The organism is Pediococcus ethanolidurans (genome assembly GCF_964062635.1).
GTDB lineage: Bacteria > Bacillota > Bacilli > Lactobacillales > Lactobacillaceae > Pediococcus > Pediococcus ethanolidurans.
In genome coordinates this window covers 804,287-830,021 of record NZ_OZ061250.1, presented here as the reverse complement: position 1 = coordinate 830,021, position 25,735 = coordinate 804,287, and the positions used below count along the sequence as shown (strand labels likewise).

General features: G+C 37.9%; 23 protein-coding genes and 1 pseudogene. 7 read left to right on the top strand and 17 right to left on the bottom strand.

The window, feature by feature from the left end; translation table 11 throughout:
* Positions 1-117: 117 nt before the first annotated feature.
* Positions 118-1,719 carry an ABC transporter ATP-binding protein gene (locus tag AB3219_RS04155; RefSeq protein WP_216754697.1) on the top strand — a complete coding sequence of 534 codons (1,602 nt, stop codon included), beginning with the start codon at positions 118-120 and terminating at the stop codon, positions 1,717-1,719.
* 78 nt (positions 1,720-1,797) lie between these two features.
* Here AB3219_RS04155 and AB3219_RS04150 read toward each other — a convergent pair whose 3' ends face one another.
* Entirely contained in the window at positions 1,798-2,193 is a 396-nt protein-coding gene (locus AB3219_RS04150; RefSeq protein ID WP_216754696.1) for an iron-sulfur cluster biosynthesis family protein, read from the bottom strand.
* Between the two features lie 99 nt (positions 2,194-2,292).
* Entirely contained in the window at positions 2,293-3,705 is a 1,413-nt protein-coding gene (locus tag AB3219_RS04145) for a C69 family dipeptidase (RefSeq protein ID WP_216754698.1), read from the bottom strand.
* Positions 3,706-3,887: 182 nt separating this feature from the next.
* Here AB3219_RS04145 and AB3219_RS04140 point away from each other — a divergent pair, with 182 nt between their 5' ends.
* Together AB3219_RS04140 and AB3219_RS04135 are read left to right on the top strand one after the other, a co-directional pair.
* Positions 3,888-4,613, top strand: coding sequence for a helix-turn-helix domain-containing protein (locus tag AB3219_RS04140; RefSeq protein ID WP_216754746.1), 726 nt, complete (start codon positions 3,888-3,890; stop codon positions 4,611-4,613).
* Entirely contained in the window at positions 4,610-5,488 is an 879-nt protein-coding gene (locus tag AB3219_RS04135) for an IS3 family transposase (protein WP_216763231.1), read from the top strand. The genes AB3219_RS04140 and AB3219_RS04135 overlap by 4 nt, the downstream gene beginning before the upstream one ends.
* A gap of 210 nt (positions 5,489-5,698) precedes the next feature.
* Here the strand turns inward: AB3219_RS04135 and AB3219_RS04130 are convergent.
* The 3 genes and pseudogenes from AB3219_RS04130 to AB3219_RS04120 all read right to left on the bottom strand — a co-directional run bounded on the left by AB3219_RS04130 (position 5,699) and on the right by AB3219_RS04120 (position 8,693).
* A pseudogene (locus AB3219_RS04130) lies at positions 5,699-7,153 on the bottom strand (APC family permease).
* Positions 7,154-7,272: 119 nt separating this feature from the next.
* Positions 7,273-8,046, bottom strand: coding sequence for an ABC transporter permease (gene fetB, locus AB3219_RS04125; RefSeq protein ID WP_216753916.1), 774 nt, complete (start codon positions 8,044-8,046; stop codon positions 7,273-7,275).
* Positions 8,043-8,693 (bottom strand): ATP-binding cassette domain-containing protein, encoded by a 651-nt coding sequence (locus AB3219_RS04120; RefSeq protein ID WP_216753915.1) that lies wholly within the window; start codon positions 8,691-8,693, stop codon positions 8,043-8,045. Before AB3219_RS04120 ends, fetB begins: the two co-directional genes overlap by 4 nt.
* Positions 8,694-8,863: 170 nt before the next feature.
* Here AB3219_RS04120 and AB3219_RS04115 point away from each other — a divergent pair, with 170 nt between their 5' ends.
* A complete protein-coding gene (locus AB3219_RS04115) occupies positions 8,864-9,799 on the top strand; it encodes a glycosyltransferase family 2 protein (RefSeq protein ID WP_216753914.1) in 936 nt (311 codons plus the stop codon).
* A gap of 58 nt (positions 9,800-9,857) precedes the next feature.
* Here AB3219_RS04115 and AB3219_RS04110 read toward each other — a convergent pair whose 3' ends face one another.
* The 3 genes from AB3219_RS04110 to AB3219_RS04100 all read right to left on the bottom strand — a co-directional run bounded on the left by AB3219_RS04110 (position 9,858) and on the right by AB3219_RS04100 (position 12,639).
* The gene (locus AB3219_RS04110; protein WP_057804982.1) at positions 9,858-10,394 is read right to left on the bottom strand and encodes a hypothetical protein; all 537 of its coding nucleotides are present in this window, start codon (positions 10,392-10,394) and stop codon (positions 9,858-9,860) included.
* 82 nt (positions 10,395-10,476) lie between these two features.
* Positions 10,477-11,688, bottom strand: a complete 1,212-nt coding sequence (locus AB3219_RS04105) for a multidrug effflux MFS transporter (protein ID WP_263749533.1) — start codon at positions 11,686-11,688, stop codon at positions 10,477-10,479.
* Positions 11,689-11,754: 66 nt separating this feature from the next.
* Positions 11,755-12,639 carry an NAD(P)-dependent oxidoreductase gene (locus AB3219_RS04100; RefSeq protein ID WP_216753913.1) on the bottom strand — a complete coding sequence of 295 codons (885 nt, stop codon included), beginning with the start codon at positions 12,637-12,639 and terminating at the stop codon, positions 11,755-11,757.
* A 142-nt stretch (positions 12,640-12,781) separates the two neighbouring features.
* On the opposite strand from AB3219_RS04100, the gene AB3219_RS04095 reads away from it, so the two are divergent.
* Both AB3219_RS04095 and rlmD read left to right on the top strand, forming a co-directional pair.
* Positions 12,782-13,246, top strand: a complete 465-nt coding sequence (locus AB3219_RS04095; RefSeq protein WP_216753912.1) for an 8-oxo-dGTP diphosphatase — start codon at positions 12,782-12,784, stop codon at positions 13,244-13,246.
* Positions 13,247-13,394: 148 nt separating this feature from the next.
* A complete protein-coding gene (gene rlmD / locus AB3219_RS04090; RefSeq protein WP_216753911.1) occupies positions 13,395-14,837 on the top strand; it encodes a 23S rRNA (uracil(1939)-C(5))-methyltransferase RlmD in 1,443 nt (480 codons plus the stop codon).
* Here rlmD and AB3219_RS04085 read toward each other — a convergent pair.
* The 5 genes from AB3219_RS04085 to AB3219_RS04065 all read right to left on the bottom strand — a co-directional run bounded on the left by AB3219_RS04085 (position 14,834) and on the right by AB3219_RS04065 (position 20,743).
* A complete protein-coding gene (locus AB3219_RS04085; RefSeq protein ID WP_057804986.1) occupies positions 14,834-15,241 on the bottom strand; it encodes a hypothetical protein in 408 nt (135 codons plus the stop codon). The two genes, rlmD and AB3219_RS04085, sit on opposite strands and share 4 nt — an antisense overlap.
* Positions 15,242-15,245: 4 nt before the next feature.
* Positions 15,246-15,563, bottom strand: a complete 318-nt coding sequence (locus tag AB3219_RS04080) for an acetyl-CoA carboxylase (protein WP_216753910.1) — start codon at positions 15,561-15,563, stop codon at positions 15,246-15,248.
* Positions 15,556-16,854, bottom strand: a complete 1,299-nt coding sequence (locus tag AB3219_RS04075) for an excinuclease ABC subunit A (RefSeq protein WP_216753909.1) — start codon at positions 16,852-16,854, stop codon at positions 15,556-15,558. Before AB3219_RS04075 ends, AB3219_RS04080 begins: the two co-directional genes overlap by 8 nt.
* A 403-nt stretch (positions 16,855-17,257) precedes the next feature.
* On the bottom strand, positions 17,258-19,027 hold the full coding sequence (locus tag AB3219_RS04070) for an ABC transporter ATP-binding protein (RefSeq protein ID WP_216753908.1): 1,770 nt from the start codon (positions 19,025-19,027) through the stop codon (positions 17,258-17,260).
* Positions 19,028-20,743, bottom strand: coding sequence for an ABC transporter ATP-binding protein (locus AB3219_RS04065; RefSeq protein ID WP_216753907.1), 1,716 nt, complete (start codon positions 20,741-20,743; stop codon positions 19,028-19,030).
* Between the two features lie 191 nt (positions 20,744-20,934).
* Here AB3219_RS04065 and AB3219_RS04060 point away from each other — a divergent pair, with 191 nt between their 5' ends.
* Positions 20,935-21,603: a TetR/AcrR family transcriptional regulator gene (locus tag AB3219_RS04060; RefSeq protein ID WP_216753906.1), complete on the top strand. Its 669-nt coding sequence runs from the start codon at positions 20,935-20,937 to the stop codon at positions 21,601-21,603.
* Here the strand turns inward: AB3219_RS04060 and AB3219_RS04055 are convergent.
* The 4 genes from AB3219_RS04055 to AB3219_RS04040 all read right to left on the bottom strand — a co-directional run bounded on the left by AB3219_RS04055 (position 21,600) and on the right by AB3219_RS04040 (position 25,385).
* Positions 21,600-22,778: an ArgE/DapE family deacylase gene (locus AB3219_RS04055; protein ID WP_216753905.1), complete on the bottom strand. Its 1,179-nt coding sequence runs from the start codon at positions 22,776-22,778 to the stop codon at positions 21,600-21,602. The genes AB3219_RS04060 and AB3219_RS04055 overlap by 4 nt on opposite strands.
* Positions 22,779-22,793: 15 nt before the next feature.
* Positions 22,794-24,407, bottom strand: a complete 1,614-nt coding sequence (locus tag AB3219_RS04050) for a peptide ABC transporter substrate-binding protein (protein ID WP_216753904.1) — start codon at positions 24,405-24,407, stop codon at positions 22,794-22,796.
* Between the two features lie 169 nt (positions 24,408-24,576).
* Positions 24,577-25,251 (bottom strand): endonuclease III domain-containing protein, encoded by a 675-nt coding sequence (locus tag AB3219_RS04045; RefSeq protein ID WP_253953548.1) that lies wholly within the window; start codon positions 25,249-25,251, stop codon positions 24,577-24,579.
* Positions 25,248-25,385, bottom strand: coding sequence for a hypothetical protein (locus AB3219_RS04040; RefSeq protein WP_156407364.1), 138 nt, complete (start codon positions 25,383-25,385; stop codon positions 25,248-25,250). Before AB3219_RS04040 ends, AB3219_RS04045 begins: the two co-directional genes overlap by 4 nt.
* Positions 25,386-25,735 lie beyond the last annotated feature (350 nt).

Below are 25,735 nucleotides of genomic sequence, written 5' to 3'. Positions count from 1 at the left end.
TTTTATATCTTCATTGATTAAAAATTTAAAAACTGAAGTTGTAATCAAGGATAAATTTATCGATTTCGTCGTACATGCAATTACAAATTTACTCACAAATTCAAAAAAGGGATCAAAATGAATAAATATCTTAAAGAAAATTGGCAACAAGTAACCTTGATTATTTTTCTTATGGCGGTTACTGAATTTTTCACAGTCTTAGCCTCAGTTTTTAATGCGAATTCACTAAACGCATTGGTCGCTCATAACTTGAAAAACTTTTTCTATCAAATTAGTTTCTTATTATTGATATGGTTGGGTGTCATTCTCTTTACTTATTTAGTTGTTAATTACACTCAAGTTGTTATTCAAGACATCGATATTTCAATTCGCCATCATATCACTCAAAAAATCGAAAAATTGTCTTATGAAGCGTTTCACAACAAAAATACAGGTGCCTATGTTTCTTGGTTAAACAACGACATTACCATTATTAACGAGAGTGGTTTACAAAGTCTATTTATCGTAATTGAGGGCGTTTTCGGCGTCATTTTCGCGCTGATCACTTTAACCGCTTATCATTGGAGTTTAACCGTAAACGCAATTGTCATGGCGTTCATTATCATTCTGGCACCTAAAATCATGGATCATCGACTACAAAAATCCAACGAAGCCCTAACCAAAGAAAATGAACAGTTTGTTTCTCAAGTGGAAGATGTTTTATCAGGGTTTAATTTTTTGTATGCCCTCTTCGCACTTCCGATGGTTACCAAACATGTCAGACAAGCCTCTTTAAATTTAAAAAAAGCTAACGTTCACCTCACTCGAACGCAATCAATCGTTCAAATTATCGGCTTCACCGGCAACGTTTTGTCACAGGTCTTATTGATCGGTTTAAGTGGCTTCTTGGCGTTACATGGGTTTGTTAAAATTGGAACTTTAATGGCTGTGGGAGCTTTAGCCGGCAATGTTTTTAATAACTTAGGTAACATGAGTACCTATTTAGGTAGCATGCGCGGTGTAAAACCACTGTTTAGTAAATATGATCAACTTTTAACTTCTGACAAATCTCACAAAACAAATTTACCAGTTATTGAGCCAAGTAAAACAGCCATTCAGGCAACAAACATTTCGTTTAAATATCAAGACAAACCGATTATTCAAAATTTTTCCTATACCTTTCTTGCTAAGAAAAAGTATTTAATTTTGGGTGCCAGTGGAACCGGAAAATCAACGTTGCTAAAACTGATTGCTGGCTATAATACTCACTACACAGGGACACTATCTTTGTTTGACAAGGATTATCAAGAGCTCTCGCAACAAACAATCTTAAGCAGGATTCTTTATTTGGATCAGCAACCTCGTTTACTAAATACAACGGTTCGCCAAAATTTGCAGTTGTTAGACCATTTTTCAGAAAATTCTTTGTCACAGGTTTTGTTAGAAACAAACTTAATTTCCTCTTTGAAAGAAGCCGAAAAGTTTTTGGAAACCAATGTTGGCGAAGACGGCATTAATCTGTCTGGTGGTCAAAAACAACGATTGGCGTTAGCTCGCGGTTTACTACGTCACGATATTAAAATTATTCTCATGGACGAAAGTACTTCATCTGTCGATGCCAAAACGGCAGCTAAAATTGAGGCCGATTTACTTACCAACACGAACTTAACGGTAATTATGGTCAGCCACACACCACACCAAGAAAACATGCCTTTATTTGACGACATCATTAAAATGTAAAATTTTTTTTGAATTTTAAAAAAGCTGACCGGTTTCTAAAAATAGAAATCGGTCAGTTTTGTGTTTTAGATCAAACTTTTAGCAACTTTCGCCATTCATAATAATGCCTTTTTCAAAAGCAGCCAAAATATCTTTGCCGTTCGCGATGAGAACATTACTGTCCAATAAACCCGTATTATCTTTTAAGGTTATGCGTGAGTTTTTAACATCCAACGTTAAACCTGTTCGTAAAAATCGGGTGTCATAATCTGAAGTATATAATTTAAGTTCAAAATTATTTTCAATACTAAGTGGATATTCTGGATCAAATTCATCCAATGCAACTATTGAAAACTTGGCACCAATGCTGCATGCCCCACCCTGTAGAGAATACTTGCCACCACCATCATCTGTAACCAACAACAGCGTTTTATCAGCAATATTTTTTCTTTTTAGTAAGGCCATGACAGAATCCGTAACTTTAATGTTTAGCATAGGTTCACCTCCACTATCTTGTTTCACAAGTTTAACAGATCGAATTGACATTGATAACTAATTTGAATTTTTAGTTGTTATTCTTGCAAGGCTAATCAATTATAAATTTTTATCCATATTGAAGGTCAGCTTGGATAAACCAGCACCTTGCACAACCAAACTACCAATAAAATCAACCGTTTGTTTCCGCATTTCTGCAACCAAAACCTTATTCTGATCAGTCAGGTACGCTGTCAAGGCTGCTCCAGATAGTTTGTTTGCTTTATTATCGGTGTTTTCTAAGAAACGTCGTTGTGTTTCACGAAGCGCCGTCAAATAATCACGGTCACTTTGTACAAATTGTGGATAATGACTTTCAACCATCATTGATAATGTGCGGTACATCCAGTAAGCATCACTAAAATTGAACTTCATTGAAGTTTGCTTGTAACTGTCATCTGTATCGGTTGCATTACTGTAAAACGGTACATAAGGGCTGAATGATGGTACCCCAAAGTTCAACCAGTAGATGGCTGCTTGTTCTGCTGGGGCATCATTACGAATTTGTAATACATGTGAGTTTTGAGTTCGATTCATTGAAATTGGACGGTATCGATATTTATCAGCCGTTTCATCTGGTGACAAAGGATCAAATGGAGTTTCGTTATAATGGGATCCTAAAATAAATTCAACATCCTCCACCGAAATCTTATGACTGGTATGACAGATAAATGGTAATTCGCCAGATTCTGGATCCTGTTCAATCTCCGGATTCAGATACTTCTGCGCATACCAAACTCGTGGTGTGTTGTAATGACGATCTTTTTCGTTAAAAGTACCAAAAATATGACGGAAATTCCATCCTGTCGCATCCACATTTAAGTGATGTTTTTCAACAAATTCTTGAATTCCTTCAGCCCACATAAAATTGTCAGGGTCATCAAAATCTACTTGCTGAATGGCAACTTCATTAGCAGCAACCGCATAGGCATCATCAGGTATGCGCTGTGCTACCCAGTAATGGCCGGTAACAATTTCCATATACCAAACATCATCTTTATCACTAAATAAAATACTGTTGCCAGCATTGGAGCCATATTTTGCGATTAAGTCACCAAGTCGTTTAACGCCTGCTTTAGCTGAATCTACATAAGGTAGTACCATTGTTTCAAGGGAATCCTCACCCAAGCCATCTTTAAGCAGGGGATCATAGGCTAAAGTACGTTCATTTCCGTACGTACTTTCAGTTGCACTAACTGCGACATTTTTTTCATTAATACCACTCTCATCATTCACGCCTTCATGTAATTGCGTGGGATCGGCATCCGGAGTGGCTGTGTAACGATAACCATTTTCAGGCAATGATGCTTCAAATCCATTTAATTGTGATTTCAAAACTTCTTTGCGTCCCTGAACTGCAGGATGCATATAAAATTTCTTAGGATGAATAGGAAGATAACGATCCTCATTACGAGCGATCATTGTTGACCCATCTAAACTGGCCTTTTTCCCGACTAAAACTGAGGTACACATGCTGACTACTTTGTTCACGTTTATCGTCTCCATTTCTGTACTGATACGCCCATTTTACCAGAAAAATCGGTTTTTAAAATTAATTGATTCAAAAAAGGCGGGGAATCCTCTCCGGGATATACTCCTACCAAGGTAGACAAGCAAATAATTAAAACTTGTCTGCTGAGGAAGGAGTATTTTTTATGGGTCGAAAGGGTTCAAGATATAGTGTGGAAGAGAAACTCTTCTATATTAATTTAATAAAGGAGGGAATGGCAGCCAGGGCCATTGGAAAGAAGTACGATGTCCACTCCTCGCAAATAGCTCAGTGGGTGGAACGCTATGATGCAGGTGGCGTAGCGGCGTTACAAAGTCGACACCAACAACAAACGTATTCAAAGGGGTTCATGATGGAGGTGATTCAGGCCTATCTAGCGGGTGGAACATCATATCCTCAACTTGCGCGACAATACCATATTCCCAATAGTTCTGTCATCTACCAGTGGGTCAAACGGTATACTAGTGGTAAAGTACTCACAACCACTAGGAGGACTATCCCAATGAAAGATGGCAGAAAGACAGAACAGGTCGAACGTATCGAGATCGCACAATGGATCATTGCCAACGAGATGAACTATGTTGCCGCAACTACTCATTTTAACGTGTCCTATGGCCAAGCGTATGCTTGGGTCAAAAAGTTCAAGCAAGGTGGTCCCGACGCACTCGCAGACCGCCGCGGTAAGGCCAAGGAAGATACTGGTCAGTTGACTGAACTGGAACTAAAAGATTTAGAGATCAAGCGTCTCAAGGCACGGTTAGCCAATATCTCCACAGAGGTCGCTGTGCTAAAAAAACTCCAAGAGTTCGAAAGGATGGATGCCCTACAGAAGAAAAGTACCTCACGGTTCAAGCACTTACCAAAAAAATAAACCCAGACACAAATCAAGTGTATGGGGTTAGTTTCATGTGCCAATATGTTGGTGTATCTCGTGCTGCATACTACAAGTGGACTCACCGCAAGGTTACAGCGCAAGAACTCGAAAATAAAGCAATTTTGGCCTATATCATCGCACGTGAAGAGTCAAAAAATTATATTTATGGTGTTCGTACGATGACTATGTATCTTAATAAAGAAACACCTTATCATATCAGTCAAGGACGTGTGCGGCGCATTATGCGTCGTAACGGTATTCAATCATCGATTCGTGTGGCCAAACGCGATCGTAAAGCAGAAAAGAAGGAGTATATTCTCGCCAATAAATTACTTCATGAAGACGGCAGCCACGATTTCGCTCCTGAGCAACCAAACATGACTTGGGTAACTGATTGTAGCGAGCTAAGATTCGGACCAGGTAAAAAACAACGATTACGTTTGAGCGCTATCAAAGATCTTTATGATCACAGCATTATTGCCTGGTGTGTAGCGAGCACAGAGACAACGCAGTTAGTATCAGAAACGATCACGCAAGCCTTGAAAGCAAACCACGGTGTGAAGCCTCAATTTCTTCATTCCGATCAAGGCTCGGCTTACACTTCTGGTAGTTATAACACCCTGTTATCCGGAGAAGGCATCGTGCACAGCATGTCTCGCCCAGGAACACCAGGTGATAACAGTGCAATGGAGTGTTTTTGGAGCCAGTTGAAAACAGAAGAATTGGCTTTCAAAGCACCTCTTTCAGAAATCGAACTTGTCGGCATCATCAAGACGTACATTGCATGGCATAATACGGAACGACGCCAACTAACACTAAACGGCATGACTCCGGAAGAATACCGGAATCATGCCGTTCAAAAAAATGCATAAGATTTTAATTATTTGACTGTCTACTTGACAAGGAGCCGCGCCCCGTCTTGTGTTTGAATTGCTTTTTTGATGAAAAACATCGATTAAGAATTCGTAGCTTTACTGCCTTATAGCCGAAACGTGTTAAAAAGGGCAGCTTCTTCCGTTTAGCTACAGAATCCCAACGATTCAAAGAACGAATCATTGGGATTCTTAGGCTATACTCAGAAGCTAATCGCCCTTTTTAACACTCTTGTCTCTTCGCGCAATCATCGGCATAATCAAACCGAGCGCGATCAACACGATTGGCGTCACAATATTCATTCCTAATTGCAAAAACCAACTATGCGGGTCTGCCAAGAAACTAATCTTTGGAACCATTCCCAACACACAAACAAACGCCGTAAATATAAAGCACCAGAAACCAAGCAACCATCCAATCGTCTTATTCTTCACAAAACGATAATCCGAATGAAACTTCGTCATATGCTTACTTAATAACATAAACGCCACAAATACCCATAAATAACGCAATGGCATCACAATCGAATTTAAGTTCAACAACCAATTATACAGTTCTTGAATATTCTTAATTCCCAATGCTGGCACCATAATTAAGATACCAACCAAAACACCAGTCATCTTATAACCATTGATGAAAACGCCGTGTTTATTAAGCTTCATCAATGATTTCGGTACATACTGATCATTGTGACCGGAAAGTAAAATTCGTAACGGCGCATCAATAGAAACAATCAAAGCCGCAATCTGACCAATCGAGTTAGTCAGTCCATAAGTAATCATCAAAGTATTCCCAATATGGTAATACTGTCCCAAACGCTGAAAGGCACTGTAAGCTCCGTTCATCATTAAATCCTTTGGAATCGCATTACTGTTGAAAATAATCGCCATTCCGATTGAACCCACAATGGCACAAATTCCAACTAACACGGCCAAGACAATCATTCCCAGTGGAAATTCACGGGAAGCATTGCGTGTTTTATTAACATAAGGCGCAATTTTTTCTGATCCACCAACGGCTAACACTAACATTGATAGCGTGGTAAAGTACCCAAAGTTAAAGTTAGGCACGTAAGTTTTCACACTTGTTAAATTAGGTGTGGCTGCCGTAACATTTGGTAGATGTGGTGCTGCAATTGCCAAGAAAATAAACAGAATTGACATCACAAAGGTCGCTAACCCAGCCAAAGTTGCAATGACACCTAATGTGGTAATTCCTTTAGAAGCTACCCACATGAAAAATAGAAATACAATTAAACATAAAATTGAAAAAATAGCTGTCGAAAAATGACTAAAGTAGGTTCCAGCTCCAGTAAACGCCCAACTAATGGCAATCAAAACATTTTGTGGTTTTTGTGCCAAGTAAGGCACGTGAACCACCCAATACGTCCAAGCAGCAAAGTAAGCCAAACCTCGGGTTGACGTTTCATCAATCCAAGAACTTACACCACCACCGCTTTTCTTGAAGGTAGACCCCAACTGTCCAACCATCAAGGTATAGGGGATAAAGTAAATGATCAGAATAATAATCTATGATGTAATCACGGATGCACCCTGCTGTGCGTAATTATTTACGACGTTGTTAAATCCCCAAACAGTGTTAAACGCGATTAATGCAATCGTGAACCAACGAAATTGCTTCGTACTTACATTCGTGTCTCCCAATTTAACCAACTCCCCATTATAATTAGATTTACTTAATTATAATCGAGAATTGTAAGCGGTTCATGTGAAGCTAGTGAGTGTTTTCACAAGGTGCTAATTTTGTTCTCATCATTTTATTATTAATCTTCAGATGCCGATTCCTTAAGTTGTTTGCGTGTATTATAGAAATTACGATAAGCCATGTAACATGCAATTACGGATCCTAAACTGGTCGCTGACAACAGCATAAAAGTTACCATAATTTGGTATTTAATGGCATGAACCGGATCGACACCCGCAAAAATTAAACCAGACATCATGCCTGGTAAACTCACAATGCCCACCGTTTTGGCGGAATCAATTGTCGGTGCCATCCCCGTTTTGATACTTTCACGCAAAATACCAATCGATGCGTCACGGAGAGAACCACCCAGGGCCAATCGTTCCAACACGCTTTGACGCTGATCACGAAATTGTGTATTCATACTGCGGTAGCTGAGCCCGATCGCTACCATAGAGTTGCTGGCAATCATCCCAGAAATGGGAATTACTTGCGAAGGAATCAGTTTAATTGCTCCGGATAGAATCAAAACACCCAGCGTTACACCCGTACTGACCAAAATTGCCACAAACGAGATAACTAGTGCATTGGTCATCCCATTACTGCGTTTTTGCGCATTCCAAGAAGCATTAAAAATAATGATAAGTAACATCGCAAACGTTAAGAAAACATTGTTAACCTTGAAGATATACTTCAATAAATAGCCCACAACAAATAGCTGAATGACGGCTCGAATCACGCCGATAATAATTTCACGATCAATGCCTAGTTTTTCACGATATCCGATCCATAAAGCAATCATGACCAGCAGCAACGCTAGAGTTAGTGACCAATTATTCACATCTAGATTCATTTTGACTCCTCCAATCTACCCTTAGTAATTGTTAACAACCGACTAGCCTGTTTTATTTCGGATTCATCGTGTGTAATGGACAAAATGGTAACCTGATGATCCGTGTGAAAATGTTCAATCAAATTATTCACAATGCGTTTATTTTCTTCATCCAATCCTACAGTGACTTCGTCTAACAGTAAAACATCCGGAACATACATGATGTTGCGGATCATGGCCACTCGCTGTTTTTCGCCACCCGAAAGCTCAGTAATTCGTTTATTTAGATAGGCCTCCGGTAAGCCAACCACCTTTAGTGCTGCTTTTTGTTTGTCAACATCTGGTATAGCCTGACGAATTTGAAAAGGAAAATCTAAATTGTCGGCCACCGTTCTCCCAAATAAAGTCGGTTGTTGAAAACAGTAAGAAACTTTGCGCCGATACTGAATAGGATCAATTTCCATAACGTTTTGTCCCTTGAACAAAATTTCACCTTTAGTCGCCGTTAACAATGAGGCAATTATCCGCAATAACGTACTTTTACCACTTCCTGATGGTCCCGTAATTGTAATGTAGTCTTGGGCAGCCACAGATAAAGAAATATTTTGTAAAATTTGATTTTGCGCTACCTGATAGCCAATATCATGAAGTTCTAAAATTGCTTTCATAATACCATCTCCACTATTCTTATTTCATCAAACAAGATGATTTAGACTGAATTAAAAATTCTCTTACCCGCATTATACCTTGTAATCGTTTTAAATTAGAAAGCATTGTACTTACTTCTCCTACTAAATGTTATAATTTGATAGACAGTACTGGGAGGAGAGCTTAATCAATGAAAACCGTATCAATGATTGTACCATGTTTTAATGAACAAGAGTCCGTACCAATTTACTTCAAAGCCATGACCAAAATTTTTCAAAAACCAGAAATGCAAAACTACGCTTTAGAATTATGGTTTATTGATGATGGCTCTTCAGATGCAACCTTAAATGAACTAAAACAACTAAACAAACAGTATCCAGATGTTGCCCATTACGTTTCATTTTCACGTAATTTTGGTAAAGAATCTGCCATCTATGCCGGTTTACAGGCCGCCACTGGTGAAATTGTTGGCTTGATGGATGTTGACCTTCAGGATCCACCGGAATTATTGCCTCAAATGTTAAAAGAGCTTAGCACCGGCGAATATGAAACTATTGGTACACGGCGTGCTGGTCGTGAAGGTGAACCTGTCTTCCGGTCATGGCTATCCAACATGTTTTATAAATTCATCAACAAAATTTCTAAAGTTGAAATTATTCCCAATGCACGAGACTACCGCGTTATGACCCGAAAAGTGGTTAACACTGTTCTTAGCATGCCAGAGGTTAATCGCTTTTCTAAGGGTATTTTTAGTTGGGTAGGATTTAAAACAAAGTACCTAGACTTCGAGAATCGCGAACGGGTTGCCGGTAAGACATCCTGGTCATTATGGCAACTGTTTGAATACTCTTTAGAAGCTATTATTGATTTCTCAGCAGCTCCCTTAGCGATTGCCAGTTTTGTGGGAATATTTGCCTGCGTTATCTCAGTGTTGGCAATCATTTTCATCATTTTTAGAACCATCTTTTTTGGCGATCCAACTACAGGTTGGCCATCTTTGGCAGCCATGATCCTCTTTATTGGTGGCATTCAGCTCTTCTGTTTAGGTATCCTTGGTAACTATATCGGGCGTATTTACTCAGAAAGCAAGCACCGTCCAATTTATGTCATTAATGAAAAAAAATAAGCACAAAAAAATAAGGTTAAAGGATTTATTTCCTTTAAACCTTATTTTTATATGCTGCTTAGTCTTCATCTGATCCAAAATGTCGTTGCCACCATGATTTTTTCTTAGGTGGTTCTTGTAATAGTTGTTCATTCTTTTTAGTCATTTCAGTTAATTCAGTTACTTGGGCTTGTAACTGCACATTTTCTTCATGATATTGTTGGTTCTGTTTAACTAACTGTGCCAACATTTCTTTAATTTCAGATAAATCTTTATTTTGTGCCTGCAGCATTTTAGTATCAATAACTGCCGGTGTCTTTTCGTTTTTAGCTTCTTTAGCTTTATCAGCAGCTTCTTTATCTGTGATTCCCAAAGTAACATCCACAGCTTGTTTCAAGGTGTGGCGATCTCCAAGTAAATCATTCATCTGTTGCAAAAGCTTCATATCAGCATCTGCATAAATTCGACGACCTCGACCATCATGCTGGAATTTATGACCCATTCGTTCCATTTCTTTAGCCCAGTTACCCAACGTAGCTAAACTACCAATTCGTTCAATTTTATTAACAACTTCTGACCCAGTTATGTATTCATCTGCTTTAATATCTTTTGCCATATTTTCCACCTCGCTTTTAACTTAATTGTACTACAATCGCTTCTAAATTTGAAGTTAAAATTAAGTTAATAAATCCTTATTTTTAAAGACTTTTGTCTAGTTTTTGAGCTTTTAGTAAAACTAAGAACAAACCTAATCCGCCTAGTTCACTCACAAAAATCAAAATCGCCATTGGCGTATAACTTTTAGCACCCAAAGCACCTGCAAGAGGTGAAAAAATACCGCCAACAATGTTCATTAGTAAACCTAGAACAGCAGAAGCACTGCCGGCATTTTTGTCTTGGCTGTTCATTGCAATTGAAGTTGCAATTGTATTAACTACACCAATACAAATGACAATTAAGAAAAGGGGCACGGCAACTAACATCATATTTGGCGTTGTCAATGTACTGCCCAACATAACAACAGCTGATAAGGCTCCCAAAACCAGAGCACCTCCAAGCACCTGAAAGTTAGTTAATTTAGCTGTTAAATAGGCCGGAATATTATTCCCAATGATAATGCCTAACCCATTCAACGCATAGAGTAAACTAAATTGTTGTGCTGACAAATGGAAGAAGTTTTGAAAAACAAAAGATGATGCCGCAATATAACTAAACAAGGCTCCGAATACTAGTCCCTGAATTAAGGCAATCAACATAAAGTCACGCTTAGTAAACATGGTTCCCATTGAAACGAAACCTTGAAAGATACTCTCGGTACTTCTTAATTTTGGTGGTAAACTTTCCTTCAATGTAAGCTGAATACCAATTACAACCAAAATACCGATTACTGCTAATAAACCAAAAATTCCACGCCACGTCATGAAGTTCAGTAGAAATCCACCAATAATCGGTGAAATTATTGGAAACACACCGTTTACACCCATTAAAAGAGCAAAAAACTTAGTTAGTTCTTTCCCTGAGAATAAGTCACGGGCCACAGCTCTGGAAAGTACCTGTCCGGCCGACCCTGCTAATCCTTGAATGAAACGAAGAATTAAGAAAAGTACGATAGAATGAACGATCATAATTAAAACTGAAGTTAAAGCAAAGATGGCAAAGCCAATTGATAATGGCATTCTTCGCCCAAAATGATCACTCAATGGTCCTACAATTAATTGACCAACCGCAAGTCCGATCAAACAGAAAGTAATACTCATCTGAATCACTGAAGTTTGTGTATGAAAAGTAGTTTGCATTGTTGGCAATGCAGGTAAATACATATCTAAAGATAAAGGACCGGTGGCACTGATCAAGCCAAGAAAAAAGGTTAACCAGAGTTTCCGATCCTTAGAAATTTGTTTATTTTTCACGGATACACCCTCTGCTCTAAAATAGCTTCAAAACATAGTGTACCGAATTACAACACAAAAACCAACTTAGTTTGGTAACTTACCATCTTTCCACCAAAGTTTAACTAATGCTTGTGTGCCATCGTTGCCTAATTTCTTTTCATCAACTAGCCGTGCATATAAATTGCGAGCTGCATCCGTCGCTGGCAAATTCAAGTGCATTTTGTCGGCTTCGTTTAATGCAATACGTAAATCTTTCAAAAAGTGTTTAGCGAAGAAACCGGGAGTATAGTCATCTTTTAAGATTCGTGGAGCATAATTCTCCATACTCCAATTATCGGCACCGCCACTCTCCAACGTTTGAAGAACCTTTGGTAAATCAAGCCCAGCTGCTTGCGCATAAACTAACATTTCACTCATTCCTGTCATTGTTCCAGCAATCATGATTTGATTAGCCATCTTGGCGTGCTGTCCAGAACCGGCTGTTCCAAAGTAATTAACCTGTTGACCAATGACATCAAAGATTGGTTGCAATTCCTTATAGGCTGTTTCATTGCCACCCACCATGATTGTAAGTGTTCCCTTTTCAGCACCAATATCACCACCAGAAACTGGTGCATCTAGAACTTCAATTTCATGTGCTTGACCATAATCACCTATTTTTTTAGCAAGCGTAGGCGTGCTAGTTGTCATATCAACAACCGTTTGACCTGCTTTAGTACCGGCAAAAATACCATTATCACCAAAGTAAACTTCCTCTACATCCTGAGGGAATCCAACCATTGTAAAGACAATATCACTGGCTTGAGTGACTTGTTTAGGTGACTCTGCCCAAGTTGCACCGGCTTTTACTACTGAATCAGCATGCGCTTTAGTTCGATTAAACACCGTCACACCATAGCCGGCTTTCAACATATTTTTAATGATTCCAGTACCCATAACACCTGTGCCAATAAAACCAATTTTCTTCAAATTTGCCATCTCCTAACTTTCACACACACATCATACCCATTCTTTTGCAGAAATTACACAATTTAGATCTGCTAAAATAAATTCTTAAGCATTATTTCTGGTATGATAGACCATAAGATCTTTACTTGGAGGAATACAAGCCATGTCACAACATTTACCAGAAAAAACCATTTTAACTAACCTAGTCATGGTAGAAAATTCAGATACTAAAGAAGTTTTACTGGAAAATAGACGCAATAAAAATTGGGCTGGGATTACTTTCCCAGGTGGCCATGTGAATTCTGGTGAATCTTTCGTTGAATCCGCAATTCGCGAAGTTTATGAAGAGAGTCATCTCCAAATTGAAAATCCTCAATTAATTGGTGTCAAACAATTTATGTATCAAGAACACGTGCGTTACATTGTTTTCTTATTCCGAACCAATCAGTTTAAAGGCACACTACAAAGTTCACGTGAGGGCGATGTGTTTTGGGAGAATCCTTACCAAGTAAAGCAATCACAAGCAGTTGACGATTTTTTTGATCTTCTTCAGATTTTTAAAAGTTATGACGTTTCAGAACTCTATTACCAAGATTATGAAGGTCAATCCATTAAACGTGTTGAATAATCAAGTTAGTTAAACTTAGCCATTTTAGAAGAGTGCTGAATCAATATAGTTAAGATCCATCCCTAATATTTTAGGTGAATGGTAAAGGTTTTAGAAGAATGTCAAATCAATATAGTTAAACGTTTCTCAAAAATAGAAAGGAAACACCATGTACAACAAACAAAATCATAATTCGCATTATCAAAAGAATTCTCATCAATCTAGACCACAACATGAAACTGTTCAATCAACTATTCCGATTGGTCAGCGAATTCCATTAACCATCAAACGTTTAGGAATTAATGGCGAGGGTATCGGTTACTTTAAACATACTATTTGTTTTGTAAAGGGTGCACTTCCTGATGAAGTAGTTACAGCAACGGTTACTGAAATTCATCCTCGTTACATGATCGCTAAGCTTCATATTATTCGGAAAAAGAGTCCTAATCGAGTTGAACCTCGCGACCCATTTGCGGATGAAGTTGGTGGGTTTGAATTGGAACACTTATCTTACCCAGCACAATTAGAGTTTAAACAAGATATTGTTCGTCAGGCTTTAGAAAAATATCGTCCATCTGGTTATAAATATTACAAGCTTTTACCTACAATTGGCATGGATAATCCGTATGAATATCGAAACAAAGCTCAATTTCAAATTCGTGTTTTAAATGGCAAAGTTGCTGCTGGTCTGTATAAAGAGAACAGTCATGACCTAGTTGATCTGCCTACTTGCAGCGTTCAACATCCACTAACTATGAAAGTTATGCGTCGTGTTGTTGAATTGCTAGAAACTTATCAAGTTCCAATTTACGATGAGGAACAGGGCTCTGGAATTGTTAAAACTATTGTTGTGCGTGTTGCTGTTGCAACAAATGAAGTTCAATTAGTTTTTATTACTAACTCCACTAAATTGCCACATAAACGAGAGTTAATTGCTGAACTTCAAAAACAATTTCCAGAAATTGTTTCCTACATGCAAAATGTTAATAAAGGAAAGACTTCGCTTGTTTGGGGTGATGACACAACTTTATTGGCCGGAAAAACCTTTATTCAAGATAAACTAGAAGACTTGACCTTCAATTTATCTGCACGCGCTTTTTACCAATTAAATCCATACCAAACTGCTAAACTATATGATGAAGCTCGTAAAGCATTGGCGCTTTCTCCAAATGATAATTTAGTTGATGCCTATTCTGGCGTAGGTACGATTGGTCTTTCTTTGGCCGCTCAAGCAAAGGAAGTCCGGGGAATGGATATCATTCCCGAATCCATTGAAGATGCTAATGAGAATGCTAAATTAAACGGAATCACCAATGCTAAGTACCAAGTTGGTCGTGCAGAAGAAGTTTTACCACAATGGATGGTAGAGGGCTTTCGTCCTGATGCTCTTGTAGTGGATCCACCGCGAACTGGCTTAGATGATGTTTTAATTCAAACAATTTTAACTAGTAAACCTGAACGCTTTGTTTATATTTCATGTAATCCATCAACACTAGCTCGTGATTTAGCTCAGTTAACTAAGACTTATATTGTCGATTACATTCAATCAATCGATATGTTTCCTCAAACTGCTCGTTGTGAAGCCGTTGTGAAGTTTACCCGCCGTCATTAATTGAAATTTCGCCAGTCGACTGATACTTCTGGTCTATGCACATTGCGAATTTCTTCAAGTGATACTGCTGTTAATTGACCTTCAACATTGGAAAAAATAATCTTTTGATCGTGAAAACCAGCCACTTGACCTGTCAGTGAGCTCAATGTTTCACCATCATGTAATAACTTTAATTGAACATGAACAACTTGTTTATGTAGCCAAGCCTGTTTTAAGGTTTGGCTATTTTTTTCGAGTGTTTGTTCTGGAAGCCACTTTTCTGGAATCTTATCATGTTTCATTTTTTTAATCGCACTCGTATGATCGGATAGAAAAAAGCCACCCCATTTTAGCATCCCTCGATCATGATAATCATTCTTAAAAAACTGTTCGATAACCGACTCATCAACACGTTTAATAATCATAAACTCATCCCTTTGCAATTCTAGTTTGTGCTTGTGGCCAAATAAGTCCTTCAAATCCTTTAAATTGCATTGTAATTTGTGTTTGTTGTTGCAAAGCGTCAATAACCGCTTCTAAATAAGTTAACTCATAATTATCTAGGGTATGCAGTGGAATTGACTTTTCACGTCGATCCTTAGGTTTGATTTCTAAGAAAAAATTATAGACGCCATCGAAACGATCTCGCACAATTAACATTTGATAAATGGTTCGTGAATGTCGTGAAAAATCCTTTTCCAATCGTTCTAAAATTAATTTTGCTGCTTGTTCGCTTGTCTCAATCAAAACTATTCCCTCCATTATGACCACCAACTAAGGATGCCCGTTCCAACATTGTGGCTCCATGCAACAGACTGCTTGCCGGAACTAATGCTGTATTACCAAATTGATCATGAATTTTATCTAGTACTCGAATCATCAAATTTTGTTTAATTTGAGCATGTGGATCCTTAAATAAATTTAGTTGTAATCCGTCATTTGCTGATAGGTGTGAAAGGCCAACAGCAATATTACGAACGCCTTCTCCACTCCAGGTCTTTCGAAATAAATACAATAAATACTGGTTAACTTGGTCTGGACTGTCTGTCGCATCTATCCGCATTGAGTGTGCAAATCCGCTTCGACCGTCTCCCTCAGCACTATCGTAAGAAAAACCAATCATCAAGCTGACACAGCCTGCTTGTTGTTGATGATGACGCATACGCGAAGTGACTTGATTTCCAATTTCTTTAATTACCGTTTCTATTTCTTGTTGTACCAAGTAATCTCTTGCTAATACCTGTGAATTTCCCCAACTTTTATCATTTGGTGTGATTAAATTCGATAAACGACTACGATCGATTCCCCAGGCCAGTGCTAACAACTGTGTACCAATAATGCCAAACTCAGCTTTTAATTCGTAAGGATTTGAGTGAGCTAATTCATTCATGCTATGGATACCAACCCGATTCAAATGGGCTGCAGTACGATGACCAATACTCCAAACTGATACCAAATCTGTAATTGGCCAAATTTTTTGTGGAAACGTTGCATAAGTTAGTTCACCAAGACGATCATCATCACGTTTGGCAAATAGATCTAATGCCAATTTTGCTTGCACCGGATTTTCACCAATACCAACTGTCGTCCATAATCCTAGTTGATCATGTACTGTAGTCTGCATACGATGCGCAACTTCTAAAGGCGTTCTTCCAAAAAGACGCCAAGATTTGGTCATATCCAAAATCGATTCGTCAATTGAATAAGGATAACAATCCTCATCAGCTACAAACTGAGTAAAAATTTCATTAATCTGTAAATTTTTCTTTATATAAAGATTCATTCGAGGTGGCACAACTTTTAAACGTGGATCATCAGGTAGATCTCGACAACGAGAGACGTTTGAAATACCAAACAATTCTTTTGCTTTAGGTGAAGCAGCTAAAATAAGGCCACCGTTCGTATTCTCAGCCTCCGACATAACCACGATAACCGATGTTAGAGGATCATCGCCACGTGTCACCGATTCAACACTCGCATAAAACGACTTGTTATCAATCATAAAAAACACACCATGAGGTTCATGATCGTAATTCATTGTTACCACCTCTTTAAGTTTCATTATACGAACGTATGTTCTTAAATGCAACCTATTTTCTTGTAAAAAAATAGAACTGAGAAAATTAAGTTACTTTTCTCAGCTCTGTTCTTTGGTATTATTGAGTTTTCAAAATAAACTAACTTACAGTTCTGTTGGTTCTATGATTTATTGCTGAAACGTGCCAAAAAGAACAACTTCCTCCGCTGCCAGTTCTTGCGGTCTGGGTTGCGGCCACAAGAATGGACATCGTATGGAACATTTAAGATTATTAACGCCTTTTGTTAATAATCATCCTTTGTGTGGAGTAGTTAGCCCAAAGTCCCCAACGATTCCAAATGCGAATCATTGGGGACTTTATGCTAATGCTCAGAAGTTAAACGCTCTTTTGGGCACTCTTTTTTTAATCAAACACAAACTGATTATGATACAACTCAGCATAAAAGCCCTTCTCATCCAGCAATTGCTCGTGACTTCCCTCTTCAATCACCTTGCCATCCTTCAAAACCACAATCTTATTCGCATTCAATATAGTCTTCAAACGATGCGCAATCACAAAACTCGTTCTTCCCTGAATCACATTATCCATTGCCTTTTGAATCTTCGCTTCCGTCACCGTATCCACATTCGACGTCGCCTCATCCAAAATCAACAAAGTCGGATTCGTCAAAATCGTCCTCGCAATACTAATCAACTGTTTTTGTCCCGTCGAAAACACCGAATTTTCATCAGAAACCTTTGTTTCATAACCCTTTTCAAGTCCCATAATAAAATCATGAATATCCGCCTGTTTAGTGGCCGCATACACCTCTTCATCCGTTGCATCCGGTTTTCCAAAACTAATATTATCCCGAATCGTTCCCGAAAAGATCACACTATCCTGCAACACAATTCCGACATGATCACGCAAACTCTTCAAATCAATATCACGAACATCCACCCCATCAAAGGTCACCGAACCCTCATTAACATCGTAGAAACGGTTTAACAAGTTCATAATAGTCGTCTTACCTGATCCCGTTGGACCAACCAACGCCACCATATGCCCCTTTTCAACATTCATTGAAACATCATGCAGAATTTCTTTACCTTCATTATATCCAAAGCGAACATGATTTAATTCAACACCATGCTCCAATCCAGAAAGCTTTTTGCCATCCTCTGGATTAATTTCATCAGGTTCTTCAAAAGTTTCGTTAAGTCGCTTAGCACCCGTAATTGCCACCTGAAACATACTATAGAGCGATGAAATTTGAGAAATTGGTTGGTAAAATTGTTGCGAGTACTGAACAAAAACCACAACTAATCCCAAAGCAGTCGTCCGTGCCATATCACCATTTAACGCTAACCAACCACCAAAGAAGATCACAATCGCCGTATTAACCAAAGACAAACCATTCATGACTGGAAAAAGCATTCCTGAATAAACTTGTCCTTTAAACGTCGCTTTTCGAACCTTTTTATTATGTGGTAAAAAACCATTAATTGCTTCGTCCTGCAAACCATTGGTGATCACAATTTTTTGACCACTAATTTGTTCATTGATATAACCATTTAATTTTCCAACTTCATCTTGTTGAATATCTACGTATTTACGCGTCTTAGAAATTAAGATAACTGCAAGAATAATAGCAACTGGTGTTGACGCAATTGTTACCCAGGCCAACGAAACATTTTCATGAAACATCATAATAATGATTCCGATCATCATGGCAATATTCATCAAAATTTCACCCAGTGCTTGATTCAACGCATTGGAAATATTATCTAAATCACTGGTAAAACGACTCAGAATATCTCCATCTTGATGCGAATCAAAAAACTTAATTGTCATTCGTTGTAGTTTGCCAAATAATCCTCGGCGCATTCGATTAGTGGAATTTCCAGAAATATAAGTGACAACAATACTTGAAATAAACATGCCAACAACTGTCAATACGTAGAAAAGAAGGAGCATCCAAATAGCGCTCATAAAGGAACCCTTATCGCTCACTCCCCGAGTCAAACCAATCACATAATTAGCAAGCTCAGTAATTGCCTTACCCATATAAACTGGCGCTTTAACCTGAAAGTAAGTAGATGCAATAATTGCTAAAATGGTTACTGTAAACCCAATTTTATAGCGTTTCATATAGTGATAAAAGAACTTAATTGCTTTTCCCATTTCACCCATTTAGATAGCCTCCTTTCCCTTTTGTGTAGCATAAATCTCTTGATAAATACGATTATTTTTAACTAGTTGCGCATGCGTGCCCTCACCAACTAATTTACCATCATCCATAACAAAAATTCGATCTGCGTGAAGGACTGATGCAATCTTCTCTGCAATGATAAACGTGGTTGTGCCCTTTAATTCGTGATCCAAGGCTTCTTGCACGAGTTTTTCAGACTGCGCATCTAATGCCGAAGTTGAATCATCCATAATCAATACTTTAGGTTGCCCAATCACACCACGCGTAATGGATAACCGTTGTTTTTGACCACCTGAGAAGTTAGCCGAACGTTCTTCAACTGGTGCGTCATAACGTTCCGGTAGTCGATCAATAAATTCAGCAGCTTGTGCAATGCGACTTGCACGATCCATATCATGCTCAGATGCATCACTTTTACCCTGCTTTAAATTATCACCAACTGTTCCTGAAAATAGAATGGCACGCTGTAACACAAATGCCACTGATTTTCGTAGCGAACGTTCATTAACCTGTTTTAAATCAACTCCACCAACTTTGACTACGCCCGTTTGCGGATCAAACAAGCGGGGAATCATCTGTGCCAACGTCGATTTTCCAGATCCCGTTGCCCCCACAATTCCAATCATTTCGCCTGGCTTTACTTCAAAACTAATATCCTTTAGCGTTGGTGTTTCATCCCCATTATAGGCAAAAGACACATTTTCAAACGAAACCGAACCTGCCAGTTCCTGTTCTGGTACATCTGCATAAACAATTTCAGGATCGGTATCCATAACTTCTCGAATTCGTTGTAATGACACCATTGCCCGTGCACTAAAAGTCATCATCATCCCACCAATAATGATCGCAAACATAACTTGCATCAAATAATTAATAAATGAAGCAATTGCGGCCACACTCCCGGGATCACTTTTAGCTAAATCGCCGACAAAATAGATCGCGGCTACGACTGCCAAATTACCAACCAATGTAAAGGCAGGAATTAAGACAGAAAATAAAGTTCCCACAAAAATATTTTGTTCATTTAACTTATCTGAAACTTCATTAAAACGATTTTTCTCATTTTGTTCTTGGTTAAACGACTTCACAACACGTACACCAATCAGGTTTTCTTTTGCGAGTTCGTTTACCCGATCAATTAAGCCTTGCATTAATCCAAAATGACGGCCCATTTGACCAAAAGTTGCCGCAGAAATTACAAAAACTAAAATAACCAGAACTAAAATGATCCACCATAATTGATGAATCGTATTGATGGCCAGAATAAATGCCCCAATAAATAAAATTGGCACACGCAAAAGCGATTGTAATGTCGTCATGATTAGATTTTGAATCTGGGTCACATCATTCGTGAGACGAACCACTAAATTACCTGCTTGAAACTTTTCAATATTGCCAAATGAGAAGGTTTCGATCTTACGAAATACTGTTTCCCGAATATCCGCACTCATCGATTGAGCCACTTTGGCCGACAGAATCGTATTGAAAACTCCGGCAAGTAAACCAATCACGGCAATCACAATTAAATAAATGCCTAAGGTCACAATTTTATGATTCTGATTCTTCAAAATGGCATTAATCACATTTTGAAGTAATTTAGGTTGCCACAGTGTTGAACCAGCCATCACAATGACGGTCAGCATTGCCAACAAAATATCTCCCCAATACTTACGGGCATGATTCTTTAAAATTTTCAAATACTTTCCTCCGTTCTTACATCCATGTTATTATGATAACTATACTAATTTATCCAACACTGTTGGATAAGTCAACTAAAAAAACACTAATTTCGAAAAAAACATTATTTTTTGTTTGCCAAAAAACAAGATTTTATTCCGAATTAGTGTTTAAATAGTTTTAAAAACAAGACTTAAAGGAAGACACGTTCATGCCAAAAGCAAAAATTTCACGCCCGCAAATTATTCAAGCTTCGTTACAAACTTTGGCTAGTTGTCAATCACTGGACCAATTCTCCATGCGCAAAGTTGCTACTGCACTTCATATAGATGCATCCACAATCTATTGGTATTTTGAAAGTAAACAAGCTATTTTACAAGCGATGGCTGATGAAATAGCCGCTCAAATTTCGTTTCCTGATGCTAGTTTAGCTTGGCAAACGCAACTCACTCAACTGTTTAGCACTATTTTTGATGTCTATACCGCCCACCCACATGCGGCCGAACTAATGATTGCGACAATTCCATCTTCTGAAGTTCGCTTAACATTGATGAATCACATTATTGGTATCTTGGTGAGTGCTGGTTTTAGTGAGGAACAGGGTAGTTTAGCCCTTTCCACAATTGACTTTTTTCTCACTGGATTAGTCATGGATCTTTCAAAAGAACGTCAATTTCGAACTGCAATTAACAATAAACAGGCTGCCTACTTGCATGATCAGGTTACTCAAATTCATCAAATTACCCATGATGAACATCTGGTACATATGCAAAACTCTGTTAATAATCGAAGTTCTCAATCAGCTAAGCAACAATTTGAAGCTGGCTTGAAGTTAATTCTAAAAGGTCTACTTACAGAGAAAAGCGTTGATCTTAACTAAAATGAAACCTTGGTTAATTCACTAACGCCCACAAACTGTTCAGCAACTTCTTTCAAGTAGTCAATGCTGTTCAAATATTGTGGAATATCCACGTATTCATCATAGCCATGCGACGAATTATTACCCGGTCCCACCAAAATAATTGGAAATTGTTTCTTGGCTTGAACAAATTCTGAACCATCGTTAGCCCCTGAAGAACTTTCGATCGGTAAAATCTGATCAAAGTAATTATCGCTGACCTCTTGTGCTAATTTAGTTAAGAGGTTCTCCCCATTGATAATGGGAACTTCAGGATAGATAAACTCAATTTTTAAGTTCATTTTTGAATCACTAGCGTTCAAGTCATCCACAATTTTTTGAAGATCTTTAAAAATCTGATCATTTGAATACTCAGGAATAGAGCGAATATTGCCTTTCAACATTGCGTAATCAGGGACACTATTAACCTGTTTGCCACCATTAATAATATCAATGCTATGTGTCATTTTTCCCAATTTGGGGTTAACTTCATTGTGGCCATCCATCAATTGCTTAGCCGCTAAGTAAAATTGAACTAGATTGTCAATCGCATTAATCCCCATATCAGGGCGTGAACTGTGTGCTGGTGCTCCAATAGAAGTTACTTGGTAATCAATAACGCCTTTGCAACTGGTAATAATGCCGTCCATGTGCGGTTCTGTGATGATTAATCCGTCTAAGTCATCTGCACATCCTGCCTGAGTTAAAACGTGAGCGCCATACTCACCAGTTTCTTCACCAACTGTCGCTAGTAACTTAATTTGACCTTCAATTGCAGTTCCACTTTCTAATAACTCCAACATGATAATCACAGCAGCCGCTAGACCACTCTTCATATCAGAAGCACCACGACCAAATAACTTGTTTTGGTCTAAATCAACATCTCCAGAAAAAGGACCGTGTTTCCACTCATCCACATTTCCAGGATCCACAACATCCATATGACCACTGAACCCAAGATGCTTACCATTCGCGTTTCCCATTGTAACAACCAGATTCGTTCGACCTGTTGCAAAAGGTACTTTTTTAATTTGAACTTTATCTGCATAAGGCTCAAATAATGAACTAATATAATCTGCCACCTGTTCTTCATGGCCGTTCACAGATTCAATTTGAATTAAATTTTGTAAAATGTTAATTTTTTCATCATTTGTCATAAACATGCGCTCCTTTTATTTAACAGATGCATATTGGTAAAGTGCATCCCCGCTCTGATTTGAATAGGTAAGTCCTGTGACATCCTTGCTAACTAAATGCGTTGCCGTTGATTGATAAAGGGGCACAATTCCTTGTTTAGCCATCAAATATTTGTCGGCCTCTTGCATCAGTGCCCACCGTTCACTAGTTGAATGATTATTAGTATCATCAATTTCATTCATTAACTTGGTATAGTGTTTGTCAGCCCACTTAGTAAAGTTAACTGGATCTTGACCATTACCAAGTTGTAAGAACTCTTCTGGATCTTGATTATCACCCGTCCAACCATCTAAGTTAATATCATAATTACCGTTGGATGCCACACCAATGTGTTGAGCATGAGGCATTGGTTTAATTTCAATCGTGAGCCCCTTCAAGTATTTTTCCGCCTGACCTTGAATATATTGACCAACTTGCTTATCTGTTGAAGTATTATCAACCAACATGGTTAAGGTCAACTTCTTTTTACCTAGTTGCGTTTGCGCTAGTTTCCAATCTTTTTGTGCTTCAGTCACATTGTAAGAAAGCAAGTTACCAACTTCACCCGCAAAGTCTTTACCATTCTTTTCATCCGTTGAATCACCCTTAGGGACCATGTTAAGTGCCGGAATTGAACCATCCGATAAAACTTTAGAAGTCATCGTTTTTCGATTCAAAATTAAACTAATTGCTTTTGATAAGTTTTCATTACTGGTAGCCGTATGCTTGTAATTAAATTCGAGAAAAGCCATTCGTGAAATCATTTGTGTACTCAGATTTTTGGTATTCGCAAATTGACTAACTGTTTGACCTGAAATTGCCGTTTCTTGAACCTTGTTGCCTTTAAACAAGTTAACCGCCGTTGTGTCATCCTTAACTACTTGGACATTCACTTTACTTAATTTAACTTGTTTAGCGTTCCAATAATAAGGATTTTTCACATATGTCCATGCATCTTTGGTGGCATTCCACCCAACTAATTTATAGGCACCGCTAGAAACAACCTTCGTTGATGATGAACCATAACTAGAACCATATTTTTCAACATAAGGACTATAAACTGGAAAAAGTGAAGTAGCTAAAACAGTTTTTAAATAAGGTTCTGGTTTGGAAAGCTGAATTTGAAGCGTATGTTTATTCAAAGCCTTAACCCCTAATGCTGAAGGTTTAACTTTACCATCCTGAACCGCCTGGTAGTTCTTCACGTAGGTTAATAAATTGGCCACCTGTGACTTGGTATTAGGATCAACCTGACGTTGAAAGGATGTTGCAAAATCTTGAGCAGTAATGGCTTTACCGTTCGACCATTTCGCATTCTTTTTAATCGTGAATGTATAGGTTTTACCGCCATTAGTTGGTTTAACTACCTTAGTCGCAACACCAGCTACCACCTTTTGGTTCTTATTAAGTTTATACAGCCCTTCATCAGTCTGGGTAAAAAGACTACCACTGTTGGTATCGCCGCCCTTGTTGGGATCGGCTGTTGCTGGATTTCCGGCTAAAGTGACGTTAATTGTTTCTGTATCACTATCGGCTTTACTTGATGAGCAGCCCGCGAATAAGATGCCGGAAAATAAAATTGCTCCTAATGCAAAAATTTGTTTTTTCATATTTTTACTCCTCGTTCGTATTTATATTCAGTTTATGTTTATTTTTTAGAATAAATATTCAATAAATGTATATTAACATGTTCTCAGAAAAAGTCAATGCATTTTTAATTATTTATACAAAAAAATCCGCAAATAACGATATTTAATCATTATTCACGAATTTATGCAGCTATTTATTCAATTTTAAACAGTCTTGATAACTATGAAGAAAACTTTTTTCAAAGGCTGTTTTATTCTTAACAATTTTGCCATAATTTACAATTAAGGCGTGAAAGTTCTGCCATTTTTCAAGATTAAATGTGACTTGAGATTCAATTAAATCCTGTGCCTGGGTATACTTACTCGGTAACTGGCAGCCCAGCCAGCCAAATAGTCGTCGTGAATAAGCATCCACCATAAAGTTAGGTTTATCCAGAACATACATTAAAATATAATCAGCCGTTTCGTTACCGATTCCTTTCAAATTAATCAATTCGTGACGCAATTTAGGCCGCGAATAGGTCTTTATTTTTGCTAAATCAAAGTGATACTTTTCAAGCCAGTGACACACATTGTAAATAGTCTGTGTTTTTCTAGTATAGAATCCGCTTGTTCGAATTAAATCTGTAAGTTCTTTCAGATTTAATTGTGCAACTTGTTGGGGATCAAAATTTGTTCGGGATTTTAACTTTAATAAGCTTGGTGCCACATTTTGCCAATTTGTATTTTGCACCAAAATTGCCCCATAGATGACCTCCCAGGGTGACTCGGCCCAGTCTGTTCCATCCTGTAGCCAAGTTTGATGTCCCATATGCGTTTCCATAATATTGTATAAATCATTTAAAGTAATTACTGTTGTTTTCATCGCCGATTACGCCACCAATTATAAATATAACCGCCCACCACAATAATGATGAGGGCTAAAATTTTGGCTGTGGTTCGCGGAAACGGAATGTGTGTTAACCCTCCGTATCCTAATACTAAGTATGAAAATAACATTTTTCAATCACTCCATTTCTGTACTTATCTTTATATAAAATCATGTATAAAGCAACTAAAAGTAATTTTTCTGTTTTGTGAAAGAACATAATTACTAATACCATAAGTAGTTTTGCACCATACTCGCATCAAAATTTTTATTTATAATTTAGCCAAAAACCGCTTAATTAAGAAAAGTAAAATTATATTTTTTTGCTCAGTTAAATAGCAATTAAAGATTTCCAAAACAAAAAAAGCCCCCAAACTTTTTAAATTATTATTGTCATACTTTTCATAGGTAATGTTGTTCTCTAATGATAATAAAATGCGATAAACATTTTACCACTGTAGACTTATTTACATCTGAAATG